The sequence below is a fragment of the Brevundimonas sp. A19_0 genome (assembly GCF_017744255.1).
In the GTDB taxonomy this organism is placed as follows: Bacteria; Pseudomonadota; Alphaproteobacteria; order Caulobacterales; family Caulobacteraceae; genus Brevundimonas.
On the sequence record NZ_JAGHQP010000008.1, the window covers coordinates 73,041 to 98,452 of the forward strand.

Here is a 25,412-nt window from a genome sequence, read left to right on the forward strand (position 1 = left end):
AAACAGCCCCTTAACCCTCCTTCGGTCATGCTGGCGCATCGTCGCCCGATTGCCCGTGCCCGAGGAACACCGTCCGTCCATGTCCGCCGCCCTCGCCATCAGTCACCGCCTCTGGCTGAGTGCCCGCATCGTCTGGCAGGCGCCCGCCATCGTCCGCTTTCGCGGCATGCTGCAGGCCCTGTTGTCCGTGCTGCTGCTGATCGCCCTGATCTCGTGGAACCGGGACGATCCCAGCTGGAATGCCGCCTCGATCCACGCCCCGACCAACTGGCTGGGCGCGCAGGGCGCGGTGGTCGCCGACCTTTTCATGCAGTCGCTGGGGCTGGCGGTCTGGCCGGCCGCCCTGCTGTTGCTGGCGTTCGGACTGGCGATCGCCGTGGGCGATACGGTGCGGCACCGGCTGACGGTGACACCGATGCGAAGCCTGACGGCCACCCTGGGGGTGCTGGTGCTGGCGGCAGCCCTGTCCGCTCCGACCCCGCCGGCCATCTGGCCGCTGGTGACCGGGATGGGCGGTCTGGCCGGAGACGGGTTCAGCGGGGTGCTGGCCGCCGGGCTGGGTGCGCTGGGCCTGCCGGGGGAGAGCGCCCTTGCCCGGACCGTCATCGGTCTGGTGTTTCTGGCCGGGGCTGTCGTGGCCCTGGGCCATGCGCTCGGCCTGAGGCCCGCCGATCTGGCCGAGGGTCTGGCCTGGGTCCGGGGCCGGGGACAGGCCCGGTCGAGGCCGGCCGCCGAAGCGCCCCGTGCCCGCGCGCCGCGCCGGGCCCCGCCCCGGCCGAAGCCGGTCGATCCCGACACCGATGAGGCCCCGGTCCCCGCGCCCATGGCCGCCCGCACGGCCACGGCCCCCGCAGAGACTTCGGAGCCCCGCGTGGCCCCCACCCGCACGGCCCGCGCCCGCAAGGATGTCGACGTCGATCAGCGCACCTTTGACTTCGTGCGGCCGGAAGGGGCCTTTGACCTGCCGTCCCTGTCCACCCTGGCGAAGCCAGAGAAGCGCAATGGCGCGGTCGACGAGGATGCGCTGAAACAGAATGCCCGCCTGCTGGAGGAAGTCCTGCAGGAGTTCGGCGTGCGCGGCTCGATCGACCAGATCCGGCCGGGCCCGGTGGTCACCCTGTACGAGCTGGTGCCGGCCCCCGGCGTCAAGCACGGCCGGGTCGTGGCCCTGGCCGACGACATCGCCCGGTCGATGTCGGCCCGCGCCTGTCGCATCAGCGTGGTGCAGGGCCGGAATGCCATCGGCATCGAACTGCCCAATGCCAAGCGCGAGACCGTCTATCTGCGCGACCTGCTGGCCTCGGGCGAATATGACAAGCCCGCCCATCTGCTGCCGCTGGCGCTGGGGGAGACCATCGGCGGCGAGCCCTATGTCGCCGACCTGGCGCGCATGCCCCACCTGCTGATCGCGGGGACCACCGGTTCGGGCAAGTCGGTCGGGGTCAATGCCATGATCCTGTCGATCCTGTACCGGCTGAGCCCCGAGGAATGCCGCTTAATCATGATCGACCCCAAGATGCTGGAGCTCAGCGTCTATGACGGCATCCCGCACCTGCTGAGCCCGGTCGTGACCGATCCGAAGAAGGCGGTCGTGGCGCTGAAGTGGACCGTTCGGGAGATGGAGGACCGCTATCGCCGCATGTCCAAGCTGGGGGTGCGCAACATCGCTGGCTACAACGCCCGGGCGCGCGAAGCGCAGGAAAAGGGCGAGCATTTCGAGCGGACCGTCCAGACCGGCTTCGACGATCAGGGCCGCCCGGTCTATGAATCCGAGAAGATTCGGCCTGAGCCCATGCCCTATCTGGTCGTGGTGATGGACGAGATGGCCGACCTGATGCTGGTGGCGGGCAAGGACGTCGAGGGGGCGGTCCAGCGGCTGGCCCAGATGGCGCGCGCGGCCGGCATCCACCTGATCATGGCGACCCAGCGGCCCTCGGTCGATGTGATCACGGGCACCATCAAGGCCAATTTCCCGACCCGGATCAGCTTCCAGGTCACCTCCAAGATCGACAGCCGCACCATCCTCGGCGAACAGGGCGGCGAGCAGCTGCTGGGTCAGGGGGACATGCTCTATATGGCCGGCGGCGGTCGCATCACCCGCCTGCACGGCCCGTTCGTGACGGACCGTGAGGTCGAGGAAGTCTGTGCCCATCTGCGGGCGCAGGGCTCGCCCGACTATCTGGACCTGATCACCGATGAGCCGGACGACGAGGGCGGATCGGGCGGCGGCGACGCGGGCGGCACGGGCGACGACCTGTACGACCGCGCCGTGGCCGTGGTCACGCGCGACCGCAAGGCCTCGACCTCCTATGTCCAGCGGCGGCTGCAGATCGGCTACAACCGCGCGGCCTCGCTGATCGAGCGGATGGAGCAGGAAGGCGTGGTCAGCCCCGCCAACCACGCCGGCAAGCGCGATGTGCTCGCCGGACCGCCGCCTGTTTAGGTAGCTCTACCGCTCGGCTCGCGGAGCCTCGCTGCTTGAGAGCAGGTTTCTTCGCCCTGGCGCTCGCTGTTTGAGGGCGTGAACCTGCGGGCGGGAAGGGCGTTGATCGGGGCCGCCGGTGCGGTGATGTCCCGATTTCGATGAACGGGGCTTCATCGCAGCGCCGGAATATGGTCAGGCTGGAGCCATGACCGCGCCTTTCGGACGGGGGATGCTGCACCCTCGATCCCCGCAACGATCAAGGATGGATTCCATGACCACGCCCCCTCTTTCCCGCCGCGACTTCGGCCTGGGCGCCGCGCTGGGCGTGACCGGCCTGCTGGTCGCCGCGCCCGCCGTCATGGCCCAGGCCGGCCTGTCCGAGGCCGATCAGGCCGTGGTGCGCCGCGCCCAGACCTATCTGCGCGGCCTGACCTCTGCCCAGGGCGAATTCGTCGAGACGGGTGCCGGCGGCCAGCGCCGCACCGGCCGGTTCTGGCTGCAGCGCCCGGGCAAGATGCGCTTTGAGTACACCAACCCGGAAGGGCTGCTGGTGGTCTCGGACGGCAACAATGTCATGCGCTATGACCCGCGGCTCGAGGTGTTCCGTCAGGTGCCGCTGGGCGAGACCCCGCTGTCGACCTTCCTGTCGCGCGAGGTTCGTCTGGACCAGGGCGTGCGCATCGAGCGGGTCGTGCGTCGCGACTCGGGCGCCTTTGCCCTGGTGGCGCGGGACGCCCGCCGGCCCAACGACGGCTCGGTGACCCTGGCCTTTGCCGGCGACCCGATGCGGCTGCAGGAATGGACGGTGGTGGACGCCCAGGGCGCCCGCACCCGGACCCAGCTGACCAGCCTTCGCCCCGCGAGCGGGCTGTCGAACAGCCTGTTCCAGCTGCGCGACCCGACACGCCGTCCCGGCCGCAATCGTTGACGCTGACGCCCAGGGGGCGAATCGTGGCGGGCCAGTCACAGAAAAGGCCCGCTGATTATCGGTTTGACTTTTTCCCTTGGGCGTTGCACAATCACAACAGGCTGGGAGCAGCCATTTGACCGCTACGGATGTCATCCCCCTCCCTGCGGCAGAGACACCTTTGAAACGCCCGGTCTCCCCCCTTGGCCGGGCGTTTTTTTGCGCCCGTGCCGCGACGGCAAATTCTTGACGCAGGGCGGCTCACGGCTGCTAAGCCGAGGCCATGAGCCTTCGTCTGACCACCTGGAACATCAATTCGGTCCGCCTGCGCATCGATCAGGTCGCCCGCTATGTGGCCGAGAGCGCCACGGACGTCCTGCTGCTGCAGGAGATCAAATGCACGGATGACCAGTTCCCCGTGCGCGCCTTCGAGGAGATGGGCCTGCCCCATCTGAAGATCGGCGGCCAGAAGGGCTGGCACGGGGTGGCGATCGCCAGCCGCCTGCCGCTGGACGAGGCGCCGAACCTGGGCCTGTGCCGCGAAGGGCATGCGCGCTGCGTGTCGGCCACGGTGCGGGGCGTCGAGATCCAGAATTTCTACATTCCGGCCGGCGGCGACCTGCCCGACCGTGAGCTCAATCCGAAATTCGATCACAAGATGGACTTCTACGAGCGGCTGACCGCCGAGGTCGGCCGACGGGACCCGAAGGCCCCCCTGCTGCTGGCGGGGGATTTCAACATTGCGCCCGGCGAGTTCGACGTCTGGAACCACCGCTATATGCTGAAGATCGTCAGCCACACGCCGGTCGAGATCGAGACCCTGACCCGGCTGCAGGCGGCCGGGCAGTTTTCCGACGTGATCCGCGACGCCTTCCCCGAGCCCGAGAAACTGGCCAGCTGGTGGAGCTATCGGGCGCAGGATTTCCGCAAGTCCAACCGCGGCCTGCGGCTTGACCACATCTGGACCTCCCCGGGCCTGACGCCCGCGGTCGTGGCCGGCAGCGCCCGCATCCACGAGCCGGTGCGGGCCTGGGACCGGCCCAGCGACCATGCCCCGGTCAGCGTCGACCTGGACGTCTGAGCCCTAGAAGGGGAAGAAGATCGGGATGGCGACCATGGCCGCCACCCAGGTGACCAGATTGAGCGGCACGCCGATGCGGACGAAGTCCATATAGCTGTAGCCGGCCATCTGATAGACGAGCACATTGGTCTGGTAACCAAACGGCGTGGCAAAGGCCGCCGAGGCCGCCATCATCACGCACACCAGGAAGGGCCGGGGGTCGACGCCGAGGCTGACGGCCAGCGCCACCGCGACCGGCGTGATCAGCACCGCCACCGTGGCATTGGACAGCAGCTCGGTTGCGAACAGGGTCACGCCGTACAGGATGATCAGGGCCGCCAACGGCCCGAGAGGCCGGATCACATCGATCAACATGCCGGCGCCGGCCTGGGCCAGGCCGGTGACCTCGATGGCGATACCCAGCACAACCATGCCGGCGATCAGCAGCAGGATGTCGGGACGCAGGCCCGCATAGGCTTCCTCGGCCGTCAGGATCCGCAGCAGGATCAGGGCGACCGCACCGCCAAAGGCCGCCGCGGCGATGGGAATCCAGCCGAGGCCCGCCGCCACGACCACCACCACGAAAATGGCGAGCGCCACCATGGCGCGCTTGAACTCAAACGGCCGGTCGGCGGCGCTGTAGAGGCTGACGTCACCCAGATGGGCGTCGCCCGAGCCGTCCTCATTGGTACGGGCCTCGCCCAGACGCGGCAGGTTGAAGGGCAGGCGGAAGCGTCGCGCCGCCTGCTGGGTCTCGGCCTCGATACGGGCCTCCTCGGCGCGCTTGCGGCGGAGCGCCTCGGCCTCGTCGGCGGCCACCGACCGGCCCAGCTGGCGCGCGCCCACGAAATAGAGCCAGACCGCGCCGCTGGCCGCGATCACCAGACCCACGGGGGTGATCTCGAACAGGCCGAACACCGGCTGGCCGACATTGCGCGCCATGTCATTGACCAGAAGATTGGTCGAGGTGCCGATCAGGGTCAGCAGGCCCCCCATGACCGAAATGTGCGACAGCGGCATCAGGAAGCGCTTGGGCGACAGGTCGAGCGTCTTGGCCACATCGCGGATGACCGGCGCGGCCAGCACCACCACCGGCGTATTGTTGATGAAGCCGCCCAGCAGGCCGCACATGGCCATCACCAGCCAGACGCCGGTCGTGCCCAGCCGCAGGCACAGTTTGGTGGCCTGACGGATCAGGAGGCCGAGCAGGCCGGTCAGTTCGATCGCATAGGCAATGACGAACAGGGAGGCGAGGGCGATGACCGCGGGACTGGCAAAGGCGGCCTGCACCTCGACCGGACGCACCACGCCCAGCAGCAGAAGGACAGCGGCGCCGGTCAGGGCCACGACGTCCGACCGCACCCGGCCGTGAATCAGCACCCCGACCACGGCCACCAGCACCGTCAGCGCTATGATCTGGTCGAAAGTCATCCGCCTTCAAGACGCGTCGCCGGGCGCGGCGTCAATACGGATAACGGAAATTCGTCTTCCGCCCGGAGTGTGCTAAGGCCTTGGCATGTTTGGCATTGCGACGATGGCATCACGGCGGGGTCTGGTCGCGGGGCGGGTGGCCCTGGCCGTGGGGCTGGGCCTGGGCCTGACCCAATGCGACCGCGAGCCGCGGCCCGAGCCGGCCGACGCCACGCCCATCGTCGATGAAACGCCCGCGCAAGCCGAAATGCCGCCGCCGACCACCCTGGACCGCAGCGCCTTCCTCGGCGCGGTCTCCCGGGCGGGCTCGGCCTATGCCGCCGGGTCAACGCCGGAAGGGCCTGACACTCTGGTCGGCCGGACCTTTGCCATCCGACTGCCCTTCGGCTGTGGCGAGCCGCGCCCGGCCCCGCCCATCGACGCCGCCCCGGCCCGTGAGGAAACCGACGCCGGCCTGCCGACGGTCAGCTGGGGCACGGACAAGGCCACCCTGAACCTGTCGCTGACGCCCGATGACTGGGCCGAGACGGCGCTGATCGTGGGATCGGGTGCCTCGGATCGCTGGGAAGCGGTCGAGGGGTTCTGGGTGCCCCGGCCCTGGCTGGGCAATGAGACCTGTCCGCAGATCACGCGCGACCCGCTGGTCGGGGTGAGTGGCCAGCCGGCCGCCCAGACGGTCGGCCTGGCCTCGGTGCACGAGACGAACGGATCGCGGCTGGCCCGGCGCGACGGCCAGGCCTATCGCTTTACCCTGCGCGGCGAGGACGGGCGCCCGCCCGTGCCCTCGCCCATGGGCTATCGTGTGGTGTTGGAGGGCCGGTTCGCCGCCTTCCCCGACGGCCGCGCCATTCGCTGCCGCGCCGCCAGCATCGACCAGCGCCCCATCTGTATCGCCGCCGTCCAGCTGGACCGGGTGGCGTTCGAGGACGGGGGCTCCGGCGCCGTGCTCAGCGAGTGGCGTCCCGGATAGCGCCTTCGGCGCTTCCGGGATGACAAACGGGTTCCCTGACGCCTACGGCTGAAGCCGGTAGCCGCCCTGGTCGGTGACGAGGATACGGGCCTGGCCCGGTTCGGGCTCGATCTTCTGGCGCAGGCGATAGATGTGGGTCTCGAGCGTGTGGGTGGTGACCCCGGCGTTGTAGCCCCAGACCTCGGTCAGCAACTCCTCGCGCGACACGGCCTTGGCGCCCGCGCGATACAGGTATTTGAGGATATTGGTTTCCTTCTCGGTCAGGCGGATCTTGCGCCCGCCCGAGGCGGTCAGTGACTTGGCCGCCGGACGGAACTCGTAGGGCCCGATGCCGAACACCGCGTCCTCGGACTGCTCGTGGCTGCGCAGATGGGCCCGGATGCGGGCCAGCAGCACGGCGAAGCGGAAGGGCTTGGCGATATAGTCGTTGGCCCCGGCGTCGAGGCCGAGGATGGTGTCGGAGTCCGAGGTCTGGCCCGTCAGCATGATGATGGGCGTCGAGACGCCGGCCTTGCGTAGCAGACGACAGGCCTCGCGGCCGTCCATATCGGGCAGATCGACGTCCAGCAGGATCAGGTCCACGCGCGAATCCCGCCCCATGCGGATGCCGTCCGTCGCATTGGCGGCCTGTCGGGGCACGAACTCCTCGTGGAGGGCCAGCTGTTCGGCCAGCGCCTCGCGCAGGTCGTCGTCGTCGTCGATGATCAGCAGGGTCTTGGGCGTGGGCATGATCCGATGATGGCGAGCGTCGCGCCCCACGCCAAGAGCAGGCCTGCGTTTTCCGTCGTTTCAGCCCGGGTCGCGCTCGCCGAACAGGGCCGTTCCGACCCGCACATGGGTGGCGCCCAGCCGGATGGCGGTCTCGAAATCGCCGCTCATCCCCATGGACAGGACCGGCAGGCCGTTCCGGCGCGCGATCTTCGCCAGCAGGGCGAAATGGGGGCCGGGCGCCTCGTCGACGGGCGGAATGGCCATCAGTCCCTCGACCGACAGGCCGTGCACATCGCGCACGCGGGCGATGAAGGCGTCGGCGTCGCGCGGGGCGATCCCGGCCTTCTGCGGCTCCTCTCCCGTATTGACCTGCACAAGGACGCGCGGCCGCTTGCCCAGCTTGTCGGCGGCCCGGGCAAGGGCCTCGGCCAGCCGGTCGCGATCCACCGTCTCGATCACATCGAAGCGGGCCAGTGCCGCCTCGGCCTTGTTGGTCTGCAGCGGGCCGATCAGGCGCACGTCTCCGGCCAGACCCTCTGCTTCGGAGGCCCCCCAGCGGTCGTCGGCCTCCTGCACCCGGTTTTCACCGAAGACGGTCTGGCCCGCCTCGATCAGGGCCTTCACCCGGCCCCAGGGTTGGGTCTTGGTGACCGCCACGAGGGTGACGTCGGCCGGGTCGCGGCCGGCCTCGCGCGCGGCAGCGGCCATCCGCGCCTGCACAGCGGCGAGACGCGCGGCGATGGACTGGGGGGCGGAGTCGGGCGAAGAGGAGGACATGGCGGGCAATCCGGACGAAAGAGGCCTCTGGCAGGCCGCACAGGCTCTAAACCGCGCGGCGGCGGCTGTCAGCCCGGCGGTCTCCGCCCTGCCCCCCCTGCTGTTCTTCACCGATCCTGCGCGCACGCCCCGGCCGTGGGAGGTGGCCGCCCGGATGCCCGCCGGGTCGGGCGTGGTCTATCGGGGCTTCGGTCGCGCAGAGGCGGGCGAGGAGGCCCGACGCCTGAGACAGGTGACCACAGCGCGCGGCATGGTGCTGCTGATCGGTCAGGATGACGGGCTGGCCGAGGCTGTGGAGGCGGACGGCGTCCACCTGCCCGAGCGTGAGCGCGGCCGGGCCGCCACCCTTCGCCGTCAGCATCCACGCTGGATCCTGACCGGCGCCCTGCACGATCCGGAAGCCGTGCCAGCGGACACGGACCGGGCGCTGGACGCCCTGGTGCTGTCGCCTGTGTTCCGCGCGGGCGGGGCCAGTGCCGCGCGCGCGCCGCTGGGCGCCGAAGAACTGGCCCAACGGGTCGCCCGGCTCGGCCGGCCGGCCTATGGGCTGGGCGGGATCACAGCCGGGAGCGTCAGGGCGCTGTCGGGCAGCGGCCTGTGCGGGATTGCGGCGATCGACGGGGTGCTGGAGGCCTTTGGCCCCAAGGCGTCCTAGAAGCGGAAGATGCTTTCCAGACGGACGCGCGGCTGGGTGCGCGTATCGGATTCGCGCAGCCGGGCCGGATCCGGGTCGGGCGTGGCCAGACCGGCCGCCGCGCCGACCCGCAGGCTGGGATTGACGCGATAATAGGCGCCGGCCTCGACATCGCCCCACTCGGCCTCGCGACCGACGGGCTGGCTGAGGTTGAAGTCCAGGCCCCAGCGGCCGCTCTCATTGACGCGCAGGCCCCGGCGCTGGCCCGAACGGGCGGCGCGGTCGGCATCGCTGAGCGAGACGGCGGGTGCCTGGGCGCGGGGGGACGTCTGGGTGCGGGACTGGGCCGATGCCTCGGGAGCCGGGAGCAGGGCAAGGCCCACGACCGCCACCGCGAGCGGAAGGGCAAGGCAAACGCCGAGCGGGCCGCGGGGGGCCTTGTCCGGTCCTGTGCGCATGTGGCGCATATTCCTGCCCTTCGAGCCTTCGACTCTGGTTGGTACCCTCAGGCAAATACGCGCCCGTGGCACTTTTATGATCAAAGCTAAGACACTGGCCGTTCGCACGGTCAATGCAAAGCCGCCGTCGGGGTTGCCCCGGGCGCGACTCATTTTTCGCCTGTGGCGCAAGCGTCACGCGAATTCGGGGGGCTATTCCCCCAGACACCTCAGGGCGACCTCGAGGTTCCGCAGGCCGTCCTCGCCCGTGACCGCCGGGGTCTCGCCGGTGCGGATGGCGTGGACGAAGGCCTCCAGCTCCTTCTTGAGCGGCTCATTGGGCCAGCTATGGACGCCGCGCGTCGAATAGCTGCCGTCGGGCTGCTGGCCGAAATATTCGGTCACCTGACGCGTCATCAGGTCGGCCACCACGAATTTGGCCTTGGTCGCGACCTGCAGGGTGCGGGTCTTGTACGGCGTCACCCAGTTGGTGGTGATGTGGGCGATGGTGCCGTTGGCCAGCCGGAATTGCAGCAGGGCCGTATCCTCGCGCTCGGCCTTGGTGCGGGCCAGCTGCGGCTGCACCTCGACGATCTCGCTGTCGGTCAGGTGGCGGATGATGTCGATATCGTGCACCGCCAGATCGATGACCACCCCGACCTCGCCCATACGGGGCGGGAAGGGGCCGACCCGGGTGATCTGGATCGAGATGACGTCCTCGTCCTTGATCGCGCGCTTGACCGCCTCGACCGCCGGATTGAAGCGCTCGACCTGACCGACCATCAGCATCCGGTCATTGGCCCTGGCCGAATCGATCAGGCGCTGGGCATCCGCGACGGTCGCCGCGATCGGCTTTTCGACCAGTACATGGACGCCGCGCTCCAGCAGGGCCACGCCCAGATCGGCATGGGTGCGGTTGGGGGTGGCGATCACGGCGGCGTCCAGACCGGCCTCGGCAAAGGCCTCGGCGCTGGTCACGGGCGAGGCGCCATAGGCCTCGGCCACGCCCTGGGCGACCACGGTATCGGGGTCGAACACATGGGTCAGGTTCACGTCGCGGATGTCGGTCAGCACCCGGGCATGGTTACGGCCCATGACGCCGGCGCCGGCCACGCCGATCTTCAGAACTTGCATCAGGCTTATCCCTTGTAGCTGGCGACCGCGGCGATGATGCGGTCCTGGGTGGCCTCGTCCAGATCCGAATGCATGGGCAGGCTCAGCACCCGGTCCTTCAGCCGCTCGGTGACCGGCAGGCCCCCGGCCCCTTGCGGGAAACGGGCATAGGCCGGCTGCATATGCATGGGCACCGGATAATAGACGGCGGTCGGCACGCCCTCGCCCTTCAGATGGGCGATCAGGCTTTCACGGTCGTCGTGCTCGATCGTGTACTGGGCCCACACCGAAACCCCGCCCTCGATCACATGCGGCACCGCCGCGACATGCGGAGAGAGGTGCTCGTTGTAGCGGGCCGCGATGCGGTTCCGCCATTCGATCTCCTCGGGGAAGACCTTCAGCTTCTCGATCAGGATAGCCGCCTGAATCGTATCAAGGCGCGAGTTCATGCCGATCCGCATGGCCAGATATTTGGGATCGTGGTCGAAGGTCTGGCCCTGCATGTCCTTGGCCACGACCTTGCCGTGCACGCGCAGCGAGTCCATTTCCTCGGCCAGATCGGCGTCGTTGGTCAGCACTGCCCCGCCGTCGCCGTAGCAGCCCAGCGGCTTGGCCGGGAAAAAGCTGGTGGTCGTGACATCGGCCCACTTCAGCGGATGGGCGCCATTCAGTGTACAGCCAAAGCCCTGCGCCGAGTCCGAGATCAGCTTCATGTCGTGGCGGTCGCACAGGGCCCGGATCGCCGGATAGTCGGCGGGCTGGCCGAACAGGTCGACGGCGATGACCACGCGTGGTTTCAGCTTGCCCTCGGCCTTCACCGCCTCAATGGCGGCCTCCAGCTTCTGCGGGTCCATATTGTATGTCTTCGGATCGACATCGACGAAGACGGGCGTGCAGCCCAGCCACGGCACCACCTCGGCGGTCGCCGTGAAGGTGAAGCTGGGCACGAACACCGCGTCGCCGGTGCGCAGGCCCCAGGCCATCAGCGGCAGGATCAGGGCGTCGGTGCCGTTGGCACAGCCCAGTGCGTGTTTAGCCTGACCAAAGGCGGCCAGGTCCTCCTCGAACTGGCGGACCGGCGGGCCCATGACCCAGGCGCCGCTTTCCACGGCGGCCATCACGGCGGCCTCGATCTTGCCGCCGAGGCGACGGCGCTGGGCCTGAAGGTCGATGAAGGCGATGCTCATGAACGTCTGTCTTCCTGTGCGGCGGGGTGCCCCGCGTCCGGAGGCGCGCCATAGCAAGGGCGCGCCTCACTGACCAAACGGGAAACGGTCACTTCACGTTGCGGCTTTTTACGATGCGCCCTAATCAGGGCGACCTCAATGCCTGTCCCCCGGACGGGCCGGACCGACAGCCACCCACGGGAGAAGGCGTGACTTCAACACCGGCGTCCGCCGGCCTTGCGGCCGTATTTCTGGATCGGGACGGGGTTCTCATCGACGACGTCGGCTACCCCCACCGTGAGGATCAGCTGGCCTTTGTGCCCGGCGCAGCCGAAGCCGTCCGTCGGCTGAACACCCTGGGCTATCTGGTGGTGATCGTGACCAACCAGTCGGGCGTGGCGCGCGGCATGTTCACCCATGGGCAGATGGAAGCCTTCAACGATCTGATCGTGCGTCGGCTGGCGGCAAAGGGGGCCCGTATCGGGGCGGTCTATGCCTGTCCGTATCACGCCGAGGCGGTCGATCCGGCCTGGCGCCACCCGGACCATCCGGACCGCAAGCCCAACCCCGGCATGATCCACCGCGCCATCGCCGACCACGGCATCGACCCGAAGCGCGCCTTCATGATCGGCGACCGCCCCAGCGACATGGAGGCCGCACGCCGTGCCGGCATTCCGGGCTTCCTGTTCGACGGTGGAAATCTCGACGATTTCGTTCGCGACCTGCTGGCGATCTGAGGCATAAATTCTACATGGGGTGAAATACCCCGCCCCAGCCTGTCGGAGCCCTGACCATGACCGAGACCCGGACCTATGCCGAGCGTCGCTTCACCTCCGAGGACGGTCTTGACCTCTATGCCCGCGACTATGCGGGGGCGGACGGTCAGGCGCGCCTGCCGGTCATCGCCATCCACGGCCTGACCCGTAATTCGGCCGACTTCCACGGCATCGCCACCCTGCTGGCCCAGAGCGGTCGTCGCGTCCTGGCGGTCGATGTCCGGGGGCGCGGCCGCTCGGACCGGGCCCCCGATCCCATGACCTATCAGCCCGCCACCTATGCGAAGGACGTTCTGGCCCTGCTGGCCCAGACGGGCATCGAGCGCGCCGTGTTTCTGGGGACCTCCATGGGCGGTCTGATCACCATGGCGGTTGCCGCCCTGCGGTCGCGGGTGATCGCGGCGGCCATCCTCAACGACATCGGGCCCGAGGTGGACAAGGCGGGTCTGGCCCGCATCGCCGCCTACACCGGCCAGCCGGTCGACACACCGACCTGGGAGGCCGCCGCCGCCTATGTCGAGAAGACCAATGGCGTCGCCTTCCCCCACTATGGCCCCGACGAGTGGGCGGCCTTTGCCAGGCGCGTGTTCCGCGAGGGCACCGAGGGCACGCCGGTGCTCGACTATGATCCGGACATCTCGGTGCCGATCCGCGAGGCGGGCGACAAGGCGCTGGTCCCCAATCTGTGGCCCATGTTCGGGCGACTGGCCAAGGGGCGCCCGACCCTGCTGGTGCGCGGCGAAACCTCGGACCTGCTCAGCGCCGACATCGCCGCCAAGATGCGCAAGCGCGCCCCCAGGATGGACTATGTCGAGGTGCCCGGCATCGGCCATGCGCCCATGCTGGACGAACCCGCCGCGCGGGCCGCCATCTTCGAATTCCTGTCGGACGTGCCCTGAGCGAAGGGGGCTCAGGCCTTCTTGACGAACTCGGTGCGCAGCACCAGCCCCTTCACCTTGTCGACATTGGCCTCGATCTCGTCGGGGTCGCCCGTCAGGCGGATCTTGCGCACCATGGTGCCGCGCTTCAGCGTGACCCCGCCCGAGCCCTTGACCTTCAGGTCCTTGATCAGGGTGACGCTGTCGCCGTCGGACAGTTCATTGCCGTTGGCGTCGCGGGTCGGGGTATCGCTCATGTCGGGTCTTTCGTTGAAGCGGTCCTGACTGGCACATTGGCATCCAGTTCGTCCAGCCACACGCGGGCGGACACATCCGAGGGTGCGCGCCAGTCGCCCCGCGGGCTCAGCGACCCGCCGGTCACCACCTTGGGCCCGTTCGGCAGTGCCGAGCGCTTGAACTGGCTGGCCTGGAAGAAGCGGACCAGGAATTTGCGCAGCCAGAAGACGATCGTCTCCAGATCGTATTCGACCTTTTCGGCGTCCGGCGTCCCCGAGGGCCAGTGCCCGCTTCCGGCATCCTTCCACGCCTGCCAGGCCAGGAAGGCGACCTTGGACGGCGCCATGCCATAGCGGCTGAAGTGGAACAGGAAGAAGTCGTTCAGCGCATAGGGGCCGACGGTCGCCTCGGTCGACTGGATCTGGCCGTCCTTCGCCGGCACCAGTTCGGGCGAGATTTCGGTGTCGAGGATGGCCTTCAGCACGGGGGTGGCCTCGGCGCCGACCAGCTCCCGGTCGGCCACCCAGCGGATCAGGTGCCGGATGAGGGTCTTGGCCACGCCGGAGTTGACCCCGTAATGGCTCATGTGGTCGCCCACGCCATAGGTGGCCCAGCCCAGCGCCAGCTCGGACAGGTCGCCCGTGCCGATGACAAAGCCGTCGTGCTGATTGGCCAGCCGGAACAGATAGTCGGTCCTCAGGCCCGCCTGCACATTCTCATAGGTGATGTCGTGGACCGGTTCGCCGTTCGCCGCCGGATGGCCGATGTCGGCCAGCATCCGCTCCGCAGCCGGGCGGATATCCAGCTCGGCGGCCGTCACGCCCAGCGCCTTCATCAGGGCCCAGGCGTTGGCCTTCGTCCCCTCCGACGTCCCGAAGCCCGGCAGGGTCCAGGCGCGTATGCCGGTGCGCGGCAGCTCCAGCCGGTCAAACGCGCGACAGGCCACCAGCAGGGCATGGGTCGAATCCAGCCCGCCCGAAATGCCGATGACCACGGTCTTCGACCCGGTGGCGGTCATCCGTTTCATCAGGCCCTGGACCTGGATATTGAACGCCTCATAGCAGTCGCGGTCCAGTCGCGCGGGGTCATCCGGCACAAACGGGAAGCGGTCGACGGGGCGGATCAGGTCGGCGGCTGCGGACGCCTCGCGGGTCGAAAAAAGAACGGTGTCAAAAGAGGAGGGGCTCACCTCGGCTCGCGCACAGTCGGCAAAGGTACCGTTCCGGAGGCGGTCGTCGCCGATGCGCGCCACATCGACATCGGCAATCGTCAGATGCGGCGTCAGGGCAAAGCGTTCGCCCTCGGCCAGTTGGGCGCCCAGTTCGTGGATCAGGCTCTGGCCGTCCCAGGCGAGGTCGGTGGTCGACTCGCCCCAGCCGGACGCCGAGAACACATAGGCTGACAGGCTGCGGGCCGACTGGCTGGCGCACAGCAGGGCGCGCTCGTCTGCCTTGCCGATCACGATGTTGGAGGCCGACAGGTTGCACAGGATGCGCGCCCCGGCCATGGCCTGCCGTGTCGAGGGAGGCAGAGGCGCCCAGAAGTCCTCGCAGATCTCGACGCCGAAACAGAAGCCCGGGCGATTGTCGGCCTCGAACAGCAGGTCCGTTCCGAAGGGGACTTCCTCGTCGTTCAGGATGAACGGCGGGCCGCAGGACGCATCGGCCGAAGCCGGCGAGAACCAGCGCTTCTCATAGTATTCGCGATAGTTGGGCAGATAGGTCTTGGGCACCACGCCGATCACTCGCCCTTCGGCCATCACCACGGCACAGTTGTAGAGCCGCTCGGCGTGACGGATCGGGGCGCCGGCGACCACGGCGATTGCTGCATCGGCGGTCACCTCGGCCAGCCGCGCGATCTGCCGATCCACCTCGTCCAGCAGCGCCTCCTGCATCAGCAGGTCGTCCAGCGCATAGCCGCTCAGGCTCAGCTCGGGAAAGACGATCAGGTCGACGCCCTGTTCGGCCGCCTGTTCGATCAGACGGATATGCTCGTCGGCGTTGGCCTTCGGGTCGGCCGGGTGGACGACAGGGGTGGCCGCCGCCACGCGCACAAAGCCGTGGGTCGCGGGGCTGAAGAAGGGATGTGTCTGGGCCATCAATCCATCCGGGCGCGCGCCGAGGGCGCATCTGGGCGCCGACCGCCGCCTTGTCGCACATAGAGGGCGGATTTCCCAAGATGGGGTTTCTTCGTGTCACAGGTGACGCTGGCGACGGCGACCGCTAAAGCGGACCCATGAACGACGCACCGAAAAAAGGCTGGTTCCAGCGGCTGAGCGACGGGCTGTCCCGCTCCTCGCGCCAGATGACCGAACAGGTGGTGGCCACCTTCGTCAAGGAACCCCTGTCCGAGGCGGCCCTTGAACAGCTGGAAGAGCATCTGCTGGAAAGCGATCTTGGTCCGGCCGCGACCGACCGCATCGTCGAACGCTTCCGCGCGCTGCGATTCGGCGCCGGCGCCTCCGAGGTCGAGGTCAAGACGGCCCTGGCCGAGGCCGTGGCCGATGAACTGCGCTCGCACGAGGCCCGCTATGAGCCGCTGGACGGCCCGCGCCCCTTCGTCACCCTGTTCGTCGGGGTCAACGGCTCGGGCAAGACGACCACTCTGGGCAAGATCGCCGCCGATCTGACGGGGCAGGGCGCCAAGGTCATGATTGTGGCCTGCGACACCTTCCGGGCGGCTGCCCGCGAACAGCTCAAGGTCTGGGCCGACCGCGCCGGCGCCACCTTCGAAAGCCGCCGCGACGGCGCCGATCCCGCCGGTCTGGCCTTCGATGCCCTGACCCGGGCCCGGGCCGAAGGCTATGACGTCGTCCTGATCGACACAGCCGGGCGGTTGCAGAACAAGTCGGCCCTGATGGACGAACTGCTGAAGATCGTCCGCGTCCTGAAGAAGGTCGATTCCGAGGCCCCGCACGAGACCCTGCTGGTGCTGGACGCCACCGTCGGCCGCAATGCGCTGGAGCAGGAAAAGATCTTCGGCCGCACGGCCTATGTCTCGGGTCTGGTGATGACCAAGCTGGACGGTACGGCGCGGGGCGGGGTGCTGGTCCCGGTCGCCCAGGCGTCGGACGCCCCCATCAAGCTGATCGGGGTGGGCGAGGGAATCGACGATCTCCAGCCCTTCGATGCCGAGGCCTTCTCCCGGTCGCTGGTGGGTCTGGAGGCCCGGTCATGAGCACGCGCAAACAGCCCCCCGCCTGGGTTCGCCAGGCCGTCGACTTCGGTGCGCTGGCGGCCTTCGGCGGCGCCTTCCTGTTCTACCGGATCAAGGGCCTGCCGGGCGACGAGGCCCTGGTCCAGGCCACATGGTTCCTCGTCGGCGGGGCCGCGATCGCGGTGATCGTCGGGGCGGTGGTCGAGCGCCGGCTGGCCCTCATGCCCCTGATCGTCGGGGGGTTCGCCCTGGTGTTCGGCGTGCTGACGCTCGTCACCCAGGACGACATCTGGGTGAAGCTGAAGGTGACGGTGCTGAACCTGACGCTCGCGGTCGCCCTGCTCGGGGGCCTGCGGCTGGGCAAGAACCCGCTCAAACTGCTGCTGGGCAGCGTCATCCCGATCAATGACCGCGCCTGGCGAATCCTGACCCTGCGCTACGGCCTGTTCTTCGCCGTGGTCGGCCTGACCAATGAACTGGTGCGCAGCGAGGCGCTTGTCGGCTGGGCGATGAGCCAGATCGGGCGCGAGGGGATCGATCCCGCCGATGTCTGGGTCAGCTTCCGGGGCGTCCTGTGGATCGCGTCCTCGGTGTTCGGCATCTGCAACCTGCCCCTGATCCTGCGGAATCTCGAGCCGGGCAGCGACGAGAGCGTCCCGCCGATCGAGGGGCCCAACGCCGCGCCGTGACATCGGCGACCGAACGGCGGCGCCAACGGAAGAAATGTCGCGCAGCCGTCGTCAAAGCGTAAAGCGGCGCTGATAGCCCTTGGATGTTCAGGAACGCCGAGGGGAGGCGATCGGTATGGTCAAGTCGGGCAAGAAGGCGCGCGAGGCCGGCGCGCTCGCCGAATCCCCCAGCCATCTGATCCATCGCGCCCTCCAGCTCGCGCTGGACGTCTATACGCGCGAAGTCGGATCGGACGGCCTGACCCAGCGCCAGTTCGCCGTGCTCGAGGCGGTCTCCCTGCGGGGCGGCCTGACCCAGACCGATCTGGTCAAGGCGACCGGCATCGATCGCTCCACCCTGGCCGATCTGGTGGCCCGTATGACCCGGCGGGGCCTGCTGTCGCGCGAGCGCTCGACGCTGGATGCCCGCGCCATGGCCGTCCACCTGACACCTGAAGGCGAGACCGCCCTCGCCGACGCCCGCCCGCGCGTGATCGAGGCCGACCGCCAGATCATGGCCCTGCTGCCCAAGGCCCGGCGCGAGAGTTTCCTCGAGATCCTGACCGAACTGGCCGGTGCGGCCGATGCGGCCCCCGAGGAGGCCAAGGCCGAGGCCCGCGCCGAGAAAAAGCGCCTCAAGGAGCTGCGCAAGGCGGAAAAGGCCGCGCTCAAGGCCGAAAAGGCCGCCTCAAAAAAGTCTGGCAAGAAGGGGGGCAAGGGCAAGGACAAGGACGCTCCTGCCGCCAAGCCCGAGCCCGAGGCCGCCTAGGCGCGCGTGCCGCTGACGGCGCGGAAGCCGGCCGAGGCAAACCGCACCATATACTCGCAGGCACTGTCCAGATCTCCGGACTGGCACAGGCCGCCGGATAGCCGGTCCAGCCGCCCGGTCTCGCCCAGCGTCAGGGTCAGCGCCCCCGACAGATTGTGCCAGCCCCAGTACAGGTCGGCGTCGCTGGCGTCCGGAAGCACCACGCGCAGCAGGTCGATCAGGCGCCGGATCGACGGGTCGAAGTAGCGGGCCATGGTCTCGCCGCCGAAGGTCGGATTGGCATTGGTCTGGGCCACCAGCGCGGAATAGTGTTTCCAGCCCGGCCCGCCCTTCAGCGACCACTGGAACGGGGGCCGCAGGAAGGCTTCCAGCAGGCCCTCCAGCGTCATGGCCCCTTCATGCTCGCGGGCATAGCGGTTGATGGCCTCGACCCGCTCATTGTTCCAGACCTCGGCCCGGCGCAGGAAGACGGCGTCAAACAGGTCGCGCTTGGCCCCGAAATAATAGTGCACCAGCGCCGTATCGACTCCGGCCTCGCGGGCCACCTCGCGGATGGTCACTCCATAGAAGCCATGCTTCGAGAACAGGTCCTCGGCGGCATCCAGGATCGAATCACGCGTCTCTCCGTTGCGCCCGGCCTGATTCTTGGCGGGCCGACCCCGCTTTGCCGCAGGGGTCCCGGGCCGTGTCCGATGGCTGCGCTCGACGGGCGGCTCGGCGGCCGGCGGGGCGGAAGGCTTGCTCATGGCGGCAAGCTAGTCGCGCCGGTCAAGGGGGGCAATCGGCGCCGGGGCCGGGCTCCTGCCCTGTGCATTCCTGCCACAGGCCCGCCCCATTCCCCCTCCGCGACAGGCGTCACGGTTTGACAGAAGGGCAAAAACAGGGTCAGTCTGCCGAAAATCATTGAACGCTGAATAAAAGCGTCTCGGGCTGGAAACAGAGATTGGGGTTCCAAATGAACAGACTCGTCAAGACCGTCCTCCTGGCGGGAGCCGCCTGGGGCGCGCTGTCCGCTACCGCCATTGCGCAAGAGGCTCCCGCACAGGAGCCGACCGCCACTTCGCTGGACGAAATCATCGTCACCGCCCGTCGTCGTGACGAGCAGCTGAAGGACGTGCCGGTCGCCGTGACCGCCCTCTCGGCCGAGCGCCTCGAGGAAACGGGCGCCACCGACATCACCGCCCTCCAGCAGCAGTCGCCCAACGCGACCGTCCAGGTGGCCCGGGGGTCGAACTCGACCCTGATCTCCTTCATCCGCGGCGTCGGCCAGCAGGACCCCCTGTGGGGCTTTGAGCCGGGCGTGGGCCTGTACGTCGACGACGTCTACATCGCCCGTCCGCAGGCCGCCGTTCTCGACATCTTCGACATCGAGCGCATCGAGGTCCTGCGCGGACCGCAAGGCTCGCTGTACGGCCGCAACACCGTCGGTGGCGCGATCAAATACGTCACCTCGCGCCTGTCGCCCGAGGCCGAAGCCACCGTCCGCGCCGCCTACGGCACCTACAACCAGATCGATCTGGTCGCCTCGGGCAGCCTGCCGCTGACCGACAACTTCCGCGTCGGCGCCGCCTTCGCCAACCTCACGCGCGACGGCTACGGCCGGAACATCAACACCGGCGCCGAACACTACGACAAGGACGTCACCGCCTTCCGCGCCAGCGCCGAGTTCACCCCGCGCGACGAAGTCTTCTTCCGTCTGGCCTATGACCGGACCCAGGATGACTCCAACCCGCGTCACGGCCACCGCGAAGTGGCCGGCGTCGGCTACGGCGCCAACTCGCCGGGCAGCGTCTACGACACCTACGCCGGCGTCGGTGACGAAAACTCGGTCGAAAGCGAGGGCCTGTCCTTCACCGGCCAGATCGACGTCAGCGAGCACTGGACCTTCAAGGCGATCTCCGCCTGGCGCGAGGGGCGGACGGACACCGTCATCGACTTCGACAACACGCCCGCGCCCACGCTCGACATCCCGGCCTACTATGCCGACGAGCAGTACACCCAGGAGTTCCAGTTCCAGTTCGACTATGACCGGATCCAGGGCGTGTTCGGCGTCTTTTATCTGGACGCCACCGCTGAAGGCGCCTTCGACACCATCCTCGGCGGCGCGGGCATTGTCATCGGCACCGGCGGTTCGGTGGAAACCGAGAGCGTGGCCCTGTTCGGCGACGTGAACCTGGACCTGACCGACCGTCTGCACCTGGGTCTGGGCGTTCGCTGGACGCAGGACTCCAAGACCGGCGAGGTCTTCCGCGCCAACTATCTGGGTGCCACGCGCTCGCCCCTGCTCGGAGGCTCGGCCCGGGCGCCGATCCTGCTGCGCACCGACTACACCAACTCGCGCAACTACGATGACGTCTCGCCGCGCGTCGCCGTGTCGTACGACTTCTCGGACGACATCACCGGCTATGCTTCGTGGTCCTCGGGCTTCAAGTCCGGCGGCTTCGACATGCGCGGTGACGCCATCCTGACCCCGGACACCGTCAACGGCTATGATCCGGAAACGGTCGACAGCTACGAAATGGGTCTGAAGGGCCGCGCCGGTCCGCTGTCGTTCAGCTCGGCCATCTTCTACAACGAATATCAGGACCAGCAGGTCACGACCCAGGTGCCGGCCGGCGCCTCGATCGCCAGCTTCGTGGACAACGTCGGCCAGTCGACCATCTACGGCGCCGAGTTCGAGGGCTCGCTGTACCTGACCGAAAACCTGTCGGCCAACTTCGCGGTCGGCTATCTGAACGCCGAGTTCGACCAGTTCCTGCGCTACAACCTCACCACCATGCAGTACGAGGATATCTCGGATCAGGTGGTGCTGCAGAATGCTCCGGAATGGACCGGCTATTTCGGCCTGACCTGGCAGAGCCAGCTGGCCGGCGGCGAGCTGGTGGTGACCCCCTCGGTCAGCTATCGCGACGACTACAGCCAGTTCGAGTTCCCGAACCCGACCCTCGATCAGGAAGCCTATGCGCTGGTCGACCTGTCGGCGATCTGGACCGCCCCCAGCGAGCGCTGGAGCATCGGCGTGTTCGGCAAGAACCTGACCGACGAAGAATACCGCGTGGGCGCCTACAGCTTCCCGGGTGCGCTCTTCAACGACTCGCTCATCGGCTACTACGGCCCGCCGCGGACCGTCACGGGCTCGATCCAGATCAAGTTCTGATCCGGCGAGCGGTGACCGTCTGAGGACACCATACGGGGCGGCGGTTCCTTCGGGGGCCGCCGCCCTTTTTCTTTTGAATGCGCGGCCGGGAGCGCTACCGTCCCACCCGGCATCAAGACCACCAGGGGGAAATCGTCCATGACCGAAGCCACCGTGCCCGGCCCGGAGCAGACCGGCAGCGAAAAGCCCGTTGCCCCCGGATACCGCTTCTATGTGCTGGCGGTTCTGATCTTCATCTACATGCTGAACTTCCTCGACCGGCAGATCATCGGCATCCTCGCCGCGCCGTTGAAGGAAGAGTTCGGCATGTCCGACAGCCAGTTCGGACTGCTCGGCGGCATCGCCTTCGCTTCGGTCTATTCCACCCTGGCCATCCCCCTGGCCTGGCTGGCCGATCGCTACAGCCGCGTCTGGATCATGACCGGGGCGCTCGCGGTCTGGTCAGGCTTCACCGCTCTCTGTGGCGTGGCCGGCTCCTATGGCCAGCTGTTCCTCTACCGGATGGGCGTCGGCGTGGGCGAGGCCGGGGGCGTGGCCCCCGCCTATTCGCTGGTTGCTGACTATTTTCCGCCCCATCAGCGGGCGCGCGCCCTCGCCGGCTTTGCCTTCGGCATTCCGCTGGGCACCGCCGCGGGTACCCTGGTCGGCGGTCTGCTGGCGGCCCAGTACGGCTGGCAGACAGCCTTCATCACCGTGGGCCTGCTTGGCCTGATCGTGGCGCCGGTCCTGCGCTTGACGGTGCGCGATCCGAAGCGCGGCGGCACCGATACGCCCAAACCCATTGCCCCGGCCGCCCCCGCCGATGCGGCGCCCGTCGCCTCGCATCCGCCGGCAGCCCCGTCGTCGGTCGGCCGGATCGCCTCCCTGATCATGCTGGGTCTCGGCGCCGGTCTCATGGTCCTGGCGGCGCTGGTCCACTTCGGCCTGATCGATTTCGCCAGCCGCAATGTCCTGGGCTTCGGCGGACTTCTGGCCCTTGTGATCGGTGTTTCACTGATGATCGCCCGCTCGACCGCCTCGGTCGTCATTCCGAAGCGCAGCTTCTGGCTGCTGGCGCTGGGGGCGGCCTCGTCCTCGGTGTGCGGTTACGGCGTGGCGGGCTGGCTGCCCCTGTTCTTCATGCGTAGCTTCGACCTGACCCTGCGCGAGGTCAGCTGGTACTATTCCGGCATCGCCCTGATCGGCGGTACCCTGGGCATCTGGCTGGGCGGCATGATCGCCGACAAGCTGGCGAAGCGCGGCAAGGGCGCCTATCCGCTGGTGCCGGCGATCGCCTTCCTGATCTCGGCCCCGTGCTTCATCCTGGCGATGAACTCCGACTGGTTGATCGCCCAGATCTTCGCCGACGGGGGCACCCGCGCCCAGTCGCTGACGGTCGCCTTCCTGATCTTCATCATCCCGACCGGGCTGAACCTCGCCTGGCTGGGGCCGATCACGGCCTCGATCCAGAATCTGGTCGCCGCCCCGATGCGTTCGACCGCCTCGGCCCTGTTCCTGCTGATCAACAACCTGCTCGGCATCGCCGTGGGCTTCTACTATTTCGGCGCCGTCTCGGACCTGCTCCGGCCGCAGTTCGGCGACGAAAGCCTGCGCTGGGCCATCTACACCGGCATGGGCTTCTATGTGCTGGCGGCCCTGCTGCTGATCGGCGCCTCGCGCACCCTGAAGCGCGACTGGGTCGACTGATCCGCCCCATCTGACACGCCCCGCCTGTTGCGCCTGCGAACAGGCGGGGCCTATAAGCCTCGCACCCTTTCCCATCAGCGGTCGCGACGGTTTCCATGAATATTCACGAGTATCAGGCCAAGCAGGTTCTGAAGGGCTATGGCGCGCCGGTCGCGGCGGGCGTGGCCATCACCTCGGCGGACGAGGCCGAGGCCGCCGCCCGGTCCCTGCCCGGCCCGCTCTATGTCGTGAAGTCCCAGATCCATGCGGGCGGCCGCGGCAAGGGCAAGTTCAAGGAACTGGGCCCGGACTCCAGGGGCGGCGTGCGCCTGGCCAAATCGGTTGAGGAAGCCGTCTCCCACGCCCGGGAAATGCTGGGCAACACCCTGGTCACCGCCCAGACCGGCGAGGCCGGCAAGCAGGTCAACCGCCTCTATATCGAGGACGGCGCCGACATCGCCCGCGAACTGTACTGCTCGCTGCTGGTCGACCGTTCGGTCGGGCGCGTGGCCTTCGTCGTCTCGACCGAGGGCGGCATGGACATCGAGGCCGTCGCCCACGACACCCCGGAAAAGATCGTCACCGTGGCCATCGACCCCGAGGCCGGCGTGACCGACGCCGATGTGGCCCGCATCAATGACGCGCTGAAGCTGGACGGCGAGGCCGCCACCGACGGCAAGACCCTGTTCCCGCTGCTCTACAAGGCCTTCGTCGAGAAGGACATGAGCCTGCTCGAGATCAACCCGCTGATCGTCATGGAGAACGGCCGCCTGCGCGTGCTGGACGCCAAGGTCAGCTTCGACGGCAACGCCCTGTTCCGCCATGACGACATCGTCGCCCTGCGCGACGAGACCGAGGAAGACCCCAAGGAGATCGAGGCCTCGAAATGGGACCTCGCCTATGTCGCCCTCGACGGCAACATCGGCTGCATGGTCAACGGCGCCGGGCTCGCCATGGCGACCATGGACATTATTAAGCTGTACGGGAAGGAGCCCGCCAACTTCTGTGACGTCGGCGGCGGCGCCTCCAAGGAAAAGGTCGCGGCGGCCTTCAAGATCATCACGGCCGACCCCCGGGTCGAGGGCATCCTGGTCAACATCTTCGGCGGCATCATGCGCTGTGACGTGATCGCCGAGGGCGTGGTCGCGGCCGTCAAGGAAGTGGGCCTCAAGGTGCCGCTGGTTGTGCGTCTGGAAGGCACCAATGTCGATGAGGGCAAGCGGATCCTGAACGAATCGGGTCTCGCCATTACCGCCGCCGACGACCTCGACGACGCCGCCCGCAAGATCGTGAAGGCGGTCGGCTGATGCTGGCCGCACTCTTTCTGAGTGCCTGGGCGACCGCTGCGGCACCCGAGCCAGGTGACGCGGCCACGCAGCTGGTGCGCGAAGCCTGTATCGCCACGGGTATGCAGAAGGATGCTTTCGAACGCCTCGGCCGGGAGCGCAGATGGCGCCGGGCCAGACTCTCGTCTTCATCGACCGAACCGGGAAGCTGGCATGTTGGCTTCCAGGCGCGAGAGGGTCTGGTGACGCTTTCGACCATCCCGCAATTTCCGGGCGAGCCTGCGGTGGACGGTGCGGCCTGCACGGTGAGGGTCGAGTCGGTCGGCGATGACTGGCTGCCTGCCGCCGAGGATCTTGCTGCGGAGATTGGTCTGGGCGGTTATCAGGCACTGTCGGCCATGCCGGGCCCGGAAGAGATGCATGTCTGGTCCGATGGTCCGGGAGGCCAGACAATGACGGTGGCATACGTCCGCCAGCGGCGTGTGCTTTCCATAACCTATGTCAAAAGGGTGCCGGGCCCCACGCCCTGACCTCCTTCAATCCGGGACGGCGTCCCATCCCTTCGACGAGTAATCCAATGTCTCTGAAAACATTTGCCGCTGTCGCAGCTCTGGCCTTCGTCCTCACCCCCGCTGCGGCCCAGGCCCAGGCCCAGCCTGACCCCCTGCTGTCCACCTTCCAGTCGGCCTGTGTCGCCGCGGATGGGGACGCGAATGCCACGATGGCCAAGCTGGACGGTCAGGGCTGGGACGTGCTGCCCGCGGAGTTGCTGGGTGCGGACGCCCCCTTCGACAACATGCAGGCCCGCATCAAGTTCGAGGGCGCGGGCATGGTGATCGCCATGACCGGCGACATGGCCGACGAAATGGGCACCCTGACCGACAGCGGCAATGTCCATCTGGCGGTCTGCGCCGTCGGGACCACACCGGGCGACTATGAGGCCGTGGATCGCGTGGTGGCCGACTGGCTCGGCATGACGCCCAACACGACCATGAGCATGGACGGCCTGCGGGGCTATCCCTACACCCTGGTCAACGGCCGGCGGCAGGCCGTGCCGGCCGATCTGGGCGAGGGCGAACTGATGGCCCTGGTCGACTCGGGCCAGGTGCGGGTCGTCATGACGGGGGATTCGGACGGCGTGATCATGATCATGTTCATGCGACCGGTTCCGAACTAGCGCTCCAAACCT

The 25,412-nt window shown here is 68.2% G+C and carries 24 protein-coding genes; 15 read left to right on the forward strand and 9 right to left on the reverse strand.

What is annotated here, in order from left to right; genetic code table 11:
* Positions 1 to 79: 79 nt before the first annotated feature.
* The 3 genes from J7346_RS09250 to J7346_RS09260 all read left to right on the forward strand — a co-directional run bounded on the left by J7346_RS09250 (position 80) and on the right by J7346_RS09260 (position 4,413).
* A complete protein-coding gene (locus J7346_RS09250; protein ID WP_209119624.1) occupies positions 80 to 2,443 on the forward strand; it encodes a DNA translocase FtsK in 2,364 nt (787 codons plus the stop codon).
* A gap of 253 nt (positions 2,444 to 2,696) precedes the next feature.
* A complete protein-coding gene (locus tag J7346_RS09255) occupies positions 2,697 to 3,353 on the forward strand; it encodes an outer membrane lipoprotein carrier protein LolA (protein ID WP_245157764.1) in 657 nt (218 codons plus the stop codon).
* Between the two features lie 262 nt (positions 3,354 to 3,615).
* The gene (locus J7346_RS09260; protein WP_209119625.1) at positions 3,616 to 4,413 is read left to right on the forward strand and encodes an exodeoxyribonuclease III; all 798 of its coding nucleotides are present in this window, start codon (positions 3,616 to 3,618) and stop codon (positions 4,411 to 4,413) included.
* A 3-nt stretch (positions 4,414 to 4,416) separates the two neighbouring features.
* On the opposite strand, the gene J7346_RS09265 is transcribed toward J7346_RS09260, so the two are convergent.
* Complete coding sequence (locus tag J7346_RS09265; protein ID WP_209119626.1) at positions 4,417 to 5,823, reverse strand: SLC13 family permease; 1,407 nt, start codon at positions 5,821 to 5,823, stop codon at positions 4,417 to 4,419.
* A 103-nt stretch (positions 5,824 to 5,926) separates the two neighbouring features.
* Between J7346_RS09265 and J7346_RS09270 the strand changes: the two genes are divergently transcribed.
* On the forward strand, positions 5,927 to 6,793 hold the full coding sequence (locus tag J7346_RS09270; RefSeq protein ID WP_209119627.1) for a hypothetical protein: 867 nt from the start codon (positions 5,927 to 5,929) through the stop codon (positions 6,791 to 6,793).
* Between the two features lie 42 nt (positions 6,794 to 6,835).
* On the opposite strand, the gene J7346_RS09275 is transcribed toward J7346_RS09270, so the two are convergent.
* A complete protein-coding gene (locus tag J7346_RS09275; protein ID WP_209119628.1) occupies positions 6,836 to 7,522 on the reverse strand; it encodes a response regulator transcription factor in 687 nt (228 codons plus the stop codon).
* 60 nt (positions 7,523 to 7,582) lie between these two features.
* Positions 7,583 to 8,281 carry a YggS family pyridoxal phosphate-dependent enzyme gene (locus J7346_RS09280; RefSeq protein ID WP_209119629.1) on the reverse strand — a complete coding sequence of 233 codons (699 nt, stop codon included), beginning with the start codon at positions 8,279 to 8,281 and terminating at the stop codon, positions 7,583 to 7,585.
* On the opposite strand from J7346_RS09280, the gene J7346_RS09285 reads away from it, so the two are divergent.
* Entirely contained in the window at positions 8,280 to 8,936 is a 657-nt protein-coding gene (locus tag J7346_RS09285) for a thiamine phosphate synthase (RefSeq protein ID WP_209119630.1), read from the forward strand. The two genes, J7346_RS09280 and J7346_RS09285, sit on opposite strands and share 2 nt — an antisense overlap.
* On the opposite strand, the gene J7346_RS09290 is transcribed toward J7346_RS09285, so the two are convergent.
* The 3 genes from J7346_RS09290 to J7346_RS09300 all read right to left on the reverse strand — a co-directional run bounded on the left by J7346_RS09290 (position 8,933) and on the right by J7346_RS09300 (position 11,652).
* Positions 8,933 to 9,373, reverse strand: a complete 441-nt coding sequence (locus J7346_RS09290; protein WP_245157765.1) for an NtrZ family periplasmic regulatory protein — start codon at positions 9,371 to 9,373, stop codon at positions 8,933 to 8,935. The genes J7346_RS09285 and J7346_RS09290 overlap by 4 nt on opposite strands.
* A 192-nt stretch (positions 9,374 to 9,565) precedes the next feature.
* The gene (locus J7346_RS09295) at positions 9,566 to 10,486 is read right to left on the reverse strand and encodes a Gfo/Idh/MocA family oxidoreductase (protein WP_209119631.1); all 921 of its coding nucleotides are present in this window, start codon (positions 10,484 to 10,486) and stop codon (positions 9,566 to 9,568) included.
* 5 nt (positions 10,487 to 10,491) lie between these two features.
* Positions 10,492 to 11,652 carry a DegT/DnrJ/EryC1/StrS aminotransferase family protein gene (locus J7346_RS09300; RefSeq protein WP_209119632.1) on the reverse strand — a complete coding sequence of 387 codons (1,161 nt, stop codon included), beginning with the start codon at positions 11,650 to 11,652 and terminating at the stop codon, positions 10,492 to 10,494.
* A 188-nt stretch (positions 11,653 to 11,840) separates the two neighbouring features.
* Here J7346_RS09300 and J7346_RS09305 point away from each other — a divergent pair, with 188 nt between their 5' ends.
* Together J7346_RS09305 and J7346_RS09310 are read left to right on the forward strand one after the other, a co-directional pair.
* Entirely contained in the window at positions 11,841 to 12,368 is a 528-nt protein-coding gene (locus J7346_RS09305; protein ID WP_348521484.1) for an HAD family hydrolase, read from the forward strand.
* A gap of 56 nt (positions 12,369 to 12,424) precedes the next feature.
* A complete protein-coding gene (locus J7346_RS09310; RefSeq protein WP_209119634.1) occupies positions 12,425 to 13,306 on the forward strand; it encodes an alpha/beta hydrolase in 882 nt (293 codons plus the stop codon).
* Positions 13,307 to 13,317: 11 nt separating this feature from the next.
* Here the strand turns inward: J7346_RS09310 and J7346_RS09315 are convergent, their stop codons facing one another.
* Entirely contained in the window at positions 13,318 to 13,542 is a 225-nt protein-coding gene (locus J7346_RS09315; RefSeq protein WP_209119635.1) for an alkylphosphonate utilization protein, read from the reverse strand.
* Positions 13,539 to 15,620 carry an NAD(+) synthase gene (locus tag J7346_RS09320; protein WP_209119636.1) on the reverse strand — a complete coding sequence of 694 codons (2,082 nt, stop codon included), beginning with the start codon at positions 15,618 to 15,620 and terminating at the stop codon, positions 13,539 to 13,541. Before J7346_RS09320 ends, J7346_RS09315 begins: the two co-directional genes overlap by 4 nt.
* Before the next feature lie 137 nt (positions 15,621 to 15,757).
* Here J7346_RS09320 and ftsY point away from each other — a divergent pair, with 137 nt between their 5' ends.
* The 3 genes from ftsY to J7346_RS09335 all read left to right on the forward strand — a co-directional run bounded on the left by ftsY (position 15,758) and on the right by J7346_RS09335 (position 18,115).
* The gene (gene ftsY / locus J7346_RS09325) at positions 15,758 to 16,699 is read left to right on the forward strand and encodes a signal recognition particle-docking protein FtsY (protein WP_209119637.1); all 942 of its coding nucleotides are present in this window, start codon (positions 15,758 to 15,760) and stop codon (positions 16,697 to 16,699) included.
* Complete coding sequence (locus J7346_RS09330; protein ID WP_209119638.1) at positions 16,696 to 17,367, forward strand: septation protein IspZ; 672 nt, start codon at positions 16,696 to 16,698, stop codon at positions 17,365 to 17,367. The genes ftsY and J7346_RS09330 overlap by 4 nt, the downstream gene beginning before the upstream one ends.
* A 115-nt stretch (positions 17,368 to 17,482) precedes the next feature.
* The gene (locus tag J7346_RS09335; RefSeq protein WP_209119639.1) at positions 17,483 to 18,115 is read left to right on the forward strand and encodes a MarR family transcriptional regulator; all 633 of its coding nucleotides are present in this window, start codon (positions 17,483 to 17,485) and stop codon (positions 18,113 to 18,115) included.
* Here J7346_RS09335 and J7346_RS09340 read toward each other — a convergent pair.
* Positions 18,112 to 18,861: a TetR/AcrR family transcriptional regulator gene (locus J7346_RS09340; protein ID WP_209119640.1), complete on the reverse strand. Its 750-nt coding sequence runs from the start codon at positions 18,859 to 18,861 to the stop codon at positions 18,112 to 18,114. The two genes, J7346_RS09335 and J7346_RS09340, sit on opposite strands and share 4 nt — an antisense overlap.
* A gap of 209 nt (positions 18,862 to 19,070) precedes the next feature.
* Here J7346_RS09340 and J7346_RS09345 point away from each other — a divergent pair, with 209 nt between their 5' ends.
* The 5 genes from J7346_RS09345 (at position 19,071) to J7346_RS09365 (ending at position 25,400) form a co-directional block, all read left to right on the forward strand.
* Positions 19,071 to 21,272, forward strand: a complete 2,202-nt coding sequence (locus tag J7346_RS09345; RefSeq protein WP_209119641.1) for a TonB-dependent receptor — start codon at positions 19,071 to 19,073, stop codon at positions 21,270 to 21,272.
* A 138-nt stretch (positions 21,273 to 21,410) separates the two neighbouring features.
* The gene (locus J7346_RS09350; RefSeq protein ID WP_209119642.1) at positions 21,411 to 22,958 is read left to right on the forward strand and encodes an MFS transporter; all 1,548 of its coding nucleotides are present in this window, start codon (positions 21,411 to 21,413) and stop codon (positions 22,956 to 22,958) included.
* A gap of 95 nt (positions 22,959 to 23,053) precedes the next feature.
* Positions 23,054 to 24,244, forward strand: coding sequence for an ADP-forming succinate--CoA ligase subunit beta (gene sucC, locus J7346_RS09355; RefSeq protein WP_209119643.1), 1,191 nt, complete (start codon positions 23,054 to 23,056; stop codon positions 24,242 to 24,244).
* Complete coding sequence (locus J7346_RS09360; protein WP_209119644.1) at positions 24,244 to 24,753, forward strand: hypothetical protein; 510 nt, start codon at positions 24,244 to 24,246, stop codon at positions 24,751 to 24,753. The genes sucC and J7346_RS09360 overlap by 1 nt, the downstream gene beginning before the upstream one ends.
* A gap of 47 nt (positions 24,754 to 24,800) precedes the next feature.
* Complete coding sequence (locus J7346_RS09365) at positions 24,801 to 25,400, forward strand: hypothetical protein (RefSeq protein WP_209119645.1); 600 nt, start codon at positions 24,801 to 24,803, stop codon at positions 25,398 to 25,400.
* The last annotated feature ends 12 nt before the right edge of the window (positions 25,401 to 25,412 follow it).

Excerpts from the sequence above, each read along its gene's own strand:
- J7346_RS09310 (WP_209119634.1), top strand. The coding sequence starts at position 12,425 with ATGACCGAGACCCGGACCTATGCCGAGCGTCGCTTCACCTCCGAGGAC.
- sucC (WP_209119643.1), top strand. The coding sequence starts at position 23,054 with ATGAATATTCACGAGTATCAGGCCAAGCAGGTTCTGAAGGGCTATGGC.
- J7346_RS09350 (WP_209119642.1), top strand. The coding sequence starts at position 21,411 with ATGACCGAAGCCACCGTGCCCGGCCCGGAGCAGACCGGCAGCGAAAAG.
- J7346_RS09365 (WP_209119645.1), top strand. The coding sequence starts at position 24,801 with ATGTCTCTGAAAACATTTGCCGCTGTCGCAGCTCTGGCCTTCGTCCTC.
- J7346_RS09335 (WP_209119639.1), top strand. The coding sequence starts at position 17,483 with ATGGTCAAGTCGGGCAAGAAGGCGCGCGAGGCCGGCGCGCTCGCCGAA.
- J7346_RS09275 (WP_209119628.1), bottom strand. The coding sequence starts at position 7,522 with ATGCCCACGCCCAAGACCCTGCTGATCATCGACGACGACGACGACCTG.
- J7346_RS09345 (WP_209119641.1), top strand. The coding sequence starts at position 19,071 with ATGAACAGACTCGTCAAGACCGTCCTCCTGGCGGGAGCCGCCTGGGGC.
- J7346_RS09285 (WP_209119630.1), top strand. The coding sequence starts at position 8,280 with ATGGCGGGCAATCCGGACGAAAGAGGCCTCTGGCAGGCCGCACAGGCT.
- J7346_RS09260 (WP_209119625.1), top strand. The coding sequence starts at position 3,616 with ATGAGCCTTCGTCTGACCACCTGGAACATCAATTCGGTCCGCCTGCGC.
- J7346_RS09340 (WP_209119640.1), bottom strand. The coding sequence starts at position 18,861 with ATGAGCAAGCCTTCCGCCCCGCCGGCCGCCGAGCCGCCCGTCGAGCGC.
- J7346_RS09290 (WP_245157765.1), bottom strand. The coding sequence starts at position 9,373 with ATGCGCACAGGACCGGACAAGGCCCCCCGCGGCCCGCTCGGCGTTTGC.
- J7346_RS09270 (WP_209119627.1), top strand. The coding sequence starts at position 5,927 with ATGGCATCACGGCGGGGTCTGGTCGCGGGGCGGGTGGCCCTGGCCGTG.
- J7346_RS09360 (WP_209119644.1), top strand. The coding sequence starts at position 24,244 with ATGCTGGCCGCACTCTTTCTGAGTGCCTGGGCGACCGCTGCGGCACCC.
- J7346_RS09295 (WP_209119631.1), bottom strand. The coding sequence starts at position 10,486 with ATGCAAGTTCTGAAGATCGGCGTGGCCGGCGCCGGCGTCATGGGCCGT.
- ftsY (WP_209119637.1), top strand. The coding sequence starts at position 15,758 with ATGAACGACGCACCGAAAAAAGGCTGGTTCCAGCGGCTGAGCGACGGG.
- J7346_RS09265 (WP_209119626.1), bottom strand. The coding sequence starts at position 5,823 with ATGACTTTCGACCAGATCATAGCGCTGACGGTGCTGGTGGCCGTGGTC.
- J7346_RS09300 (WP_209119632.1), bottom strand. The coding sequence starts at position 11,652 with ATGAGCATCGCCTTCATCGACCTTCAGGCCCAGCGCCGTCGCCTCGGC.
- J7346_RS09255 (WP_245157764.1), top strand. The coding sequence starts at position 2,697 with ATGACCACGCCCCCTCTTTCCCGCCGCGACTTCGGCCTGGGCGCCGCG.
- J7346_RS09330 (WP_209119638.1), top strand. The coding sequence starts at position 16,696 with ATGAGCACGCGCAAACAGCCCCCCGCCTGGGTTCGCCAGGCCGTCGAC.
- J7346_RS09320 (WP_209119636.1), bottom strand. The coding sequence starts at position 15,620 with ATGGCCCAGACACATCCCTTCTTCAGCCCCGCGACCCACGGCTTTGTG.
- J7346_RS09315 (WP_209119635.1), bottom strand. The coding sequence starts at position 13,542 with ATGAGCGATACCCCGACCCGCGACGCCAACGGCAATGAACTGTCCGAC.
- J7346_RS09250 (WP_209119624.1), top strand. The coding sequence starts at position 80 with ATGTCCGCCGCCCTCGCCATCAGTCACCGCCTCTGGCTGAGTGCCCGC.
- J7346_RS09280 (WP_209119629.1), bottom strand. The coding sequence starts at position 8,281 with ATGTCCTCCTCTTCGCCCGACTCCGCCCCCCAGTCCATCGCCGCGCGT.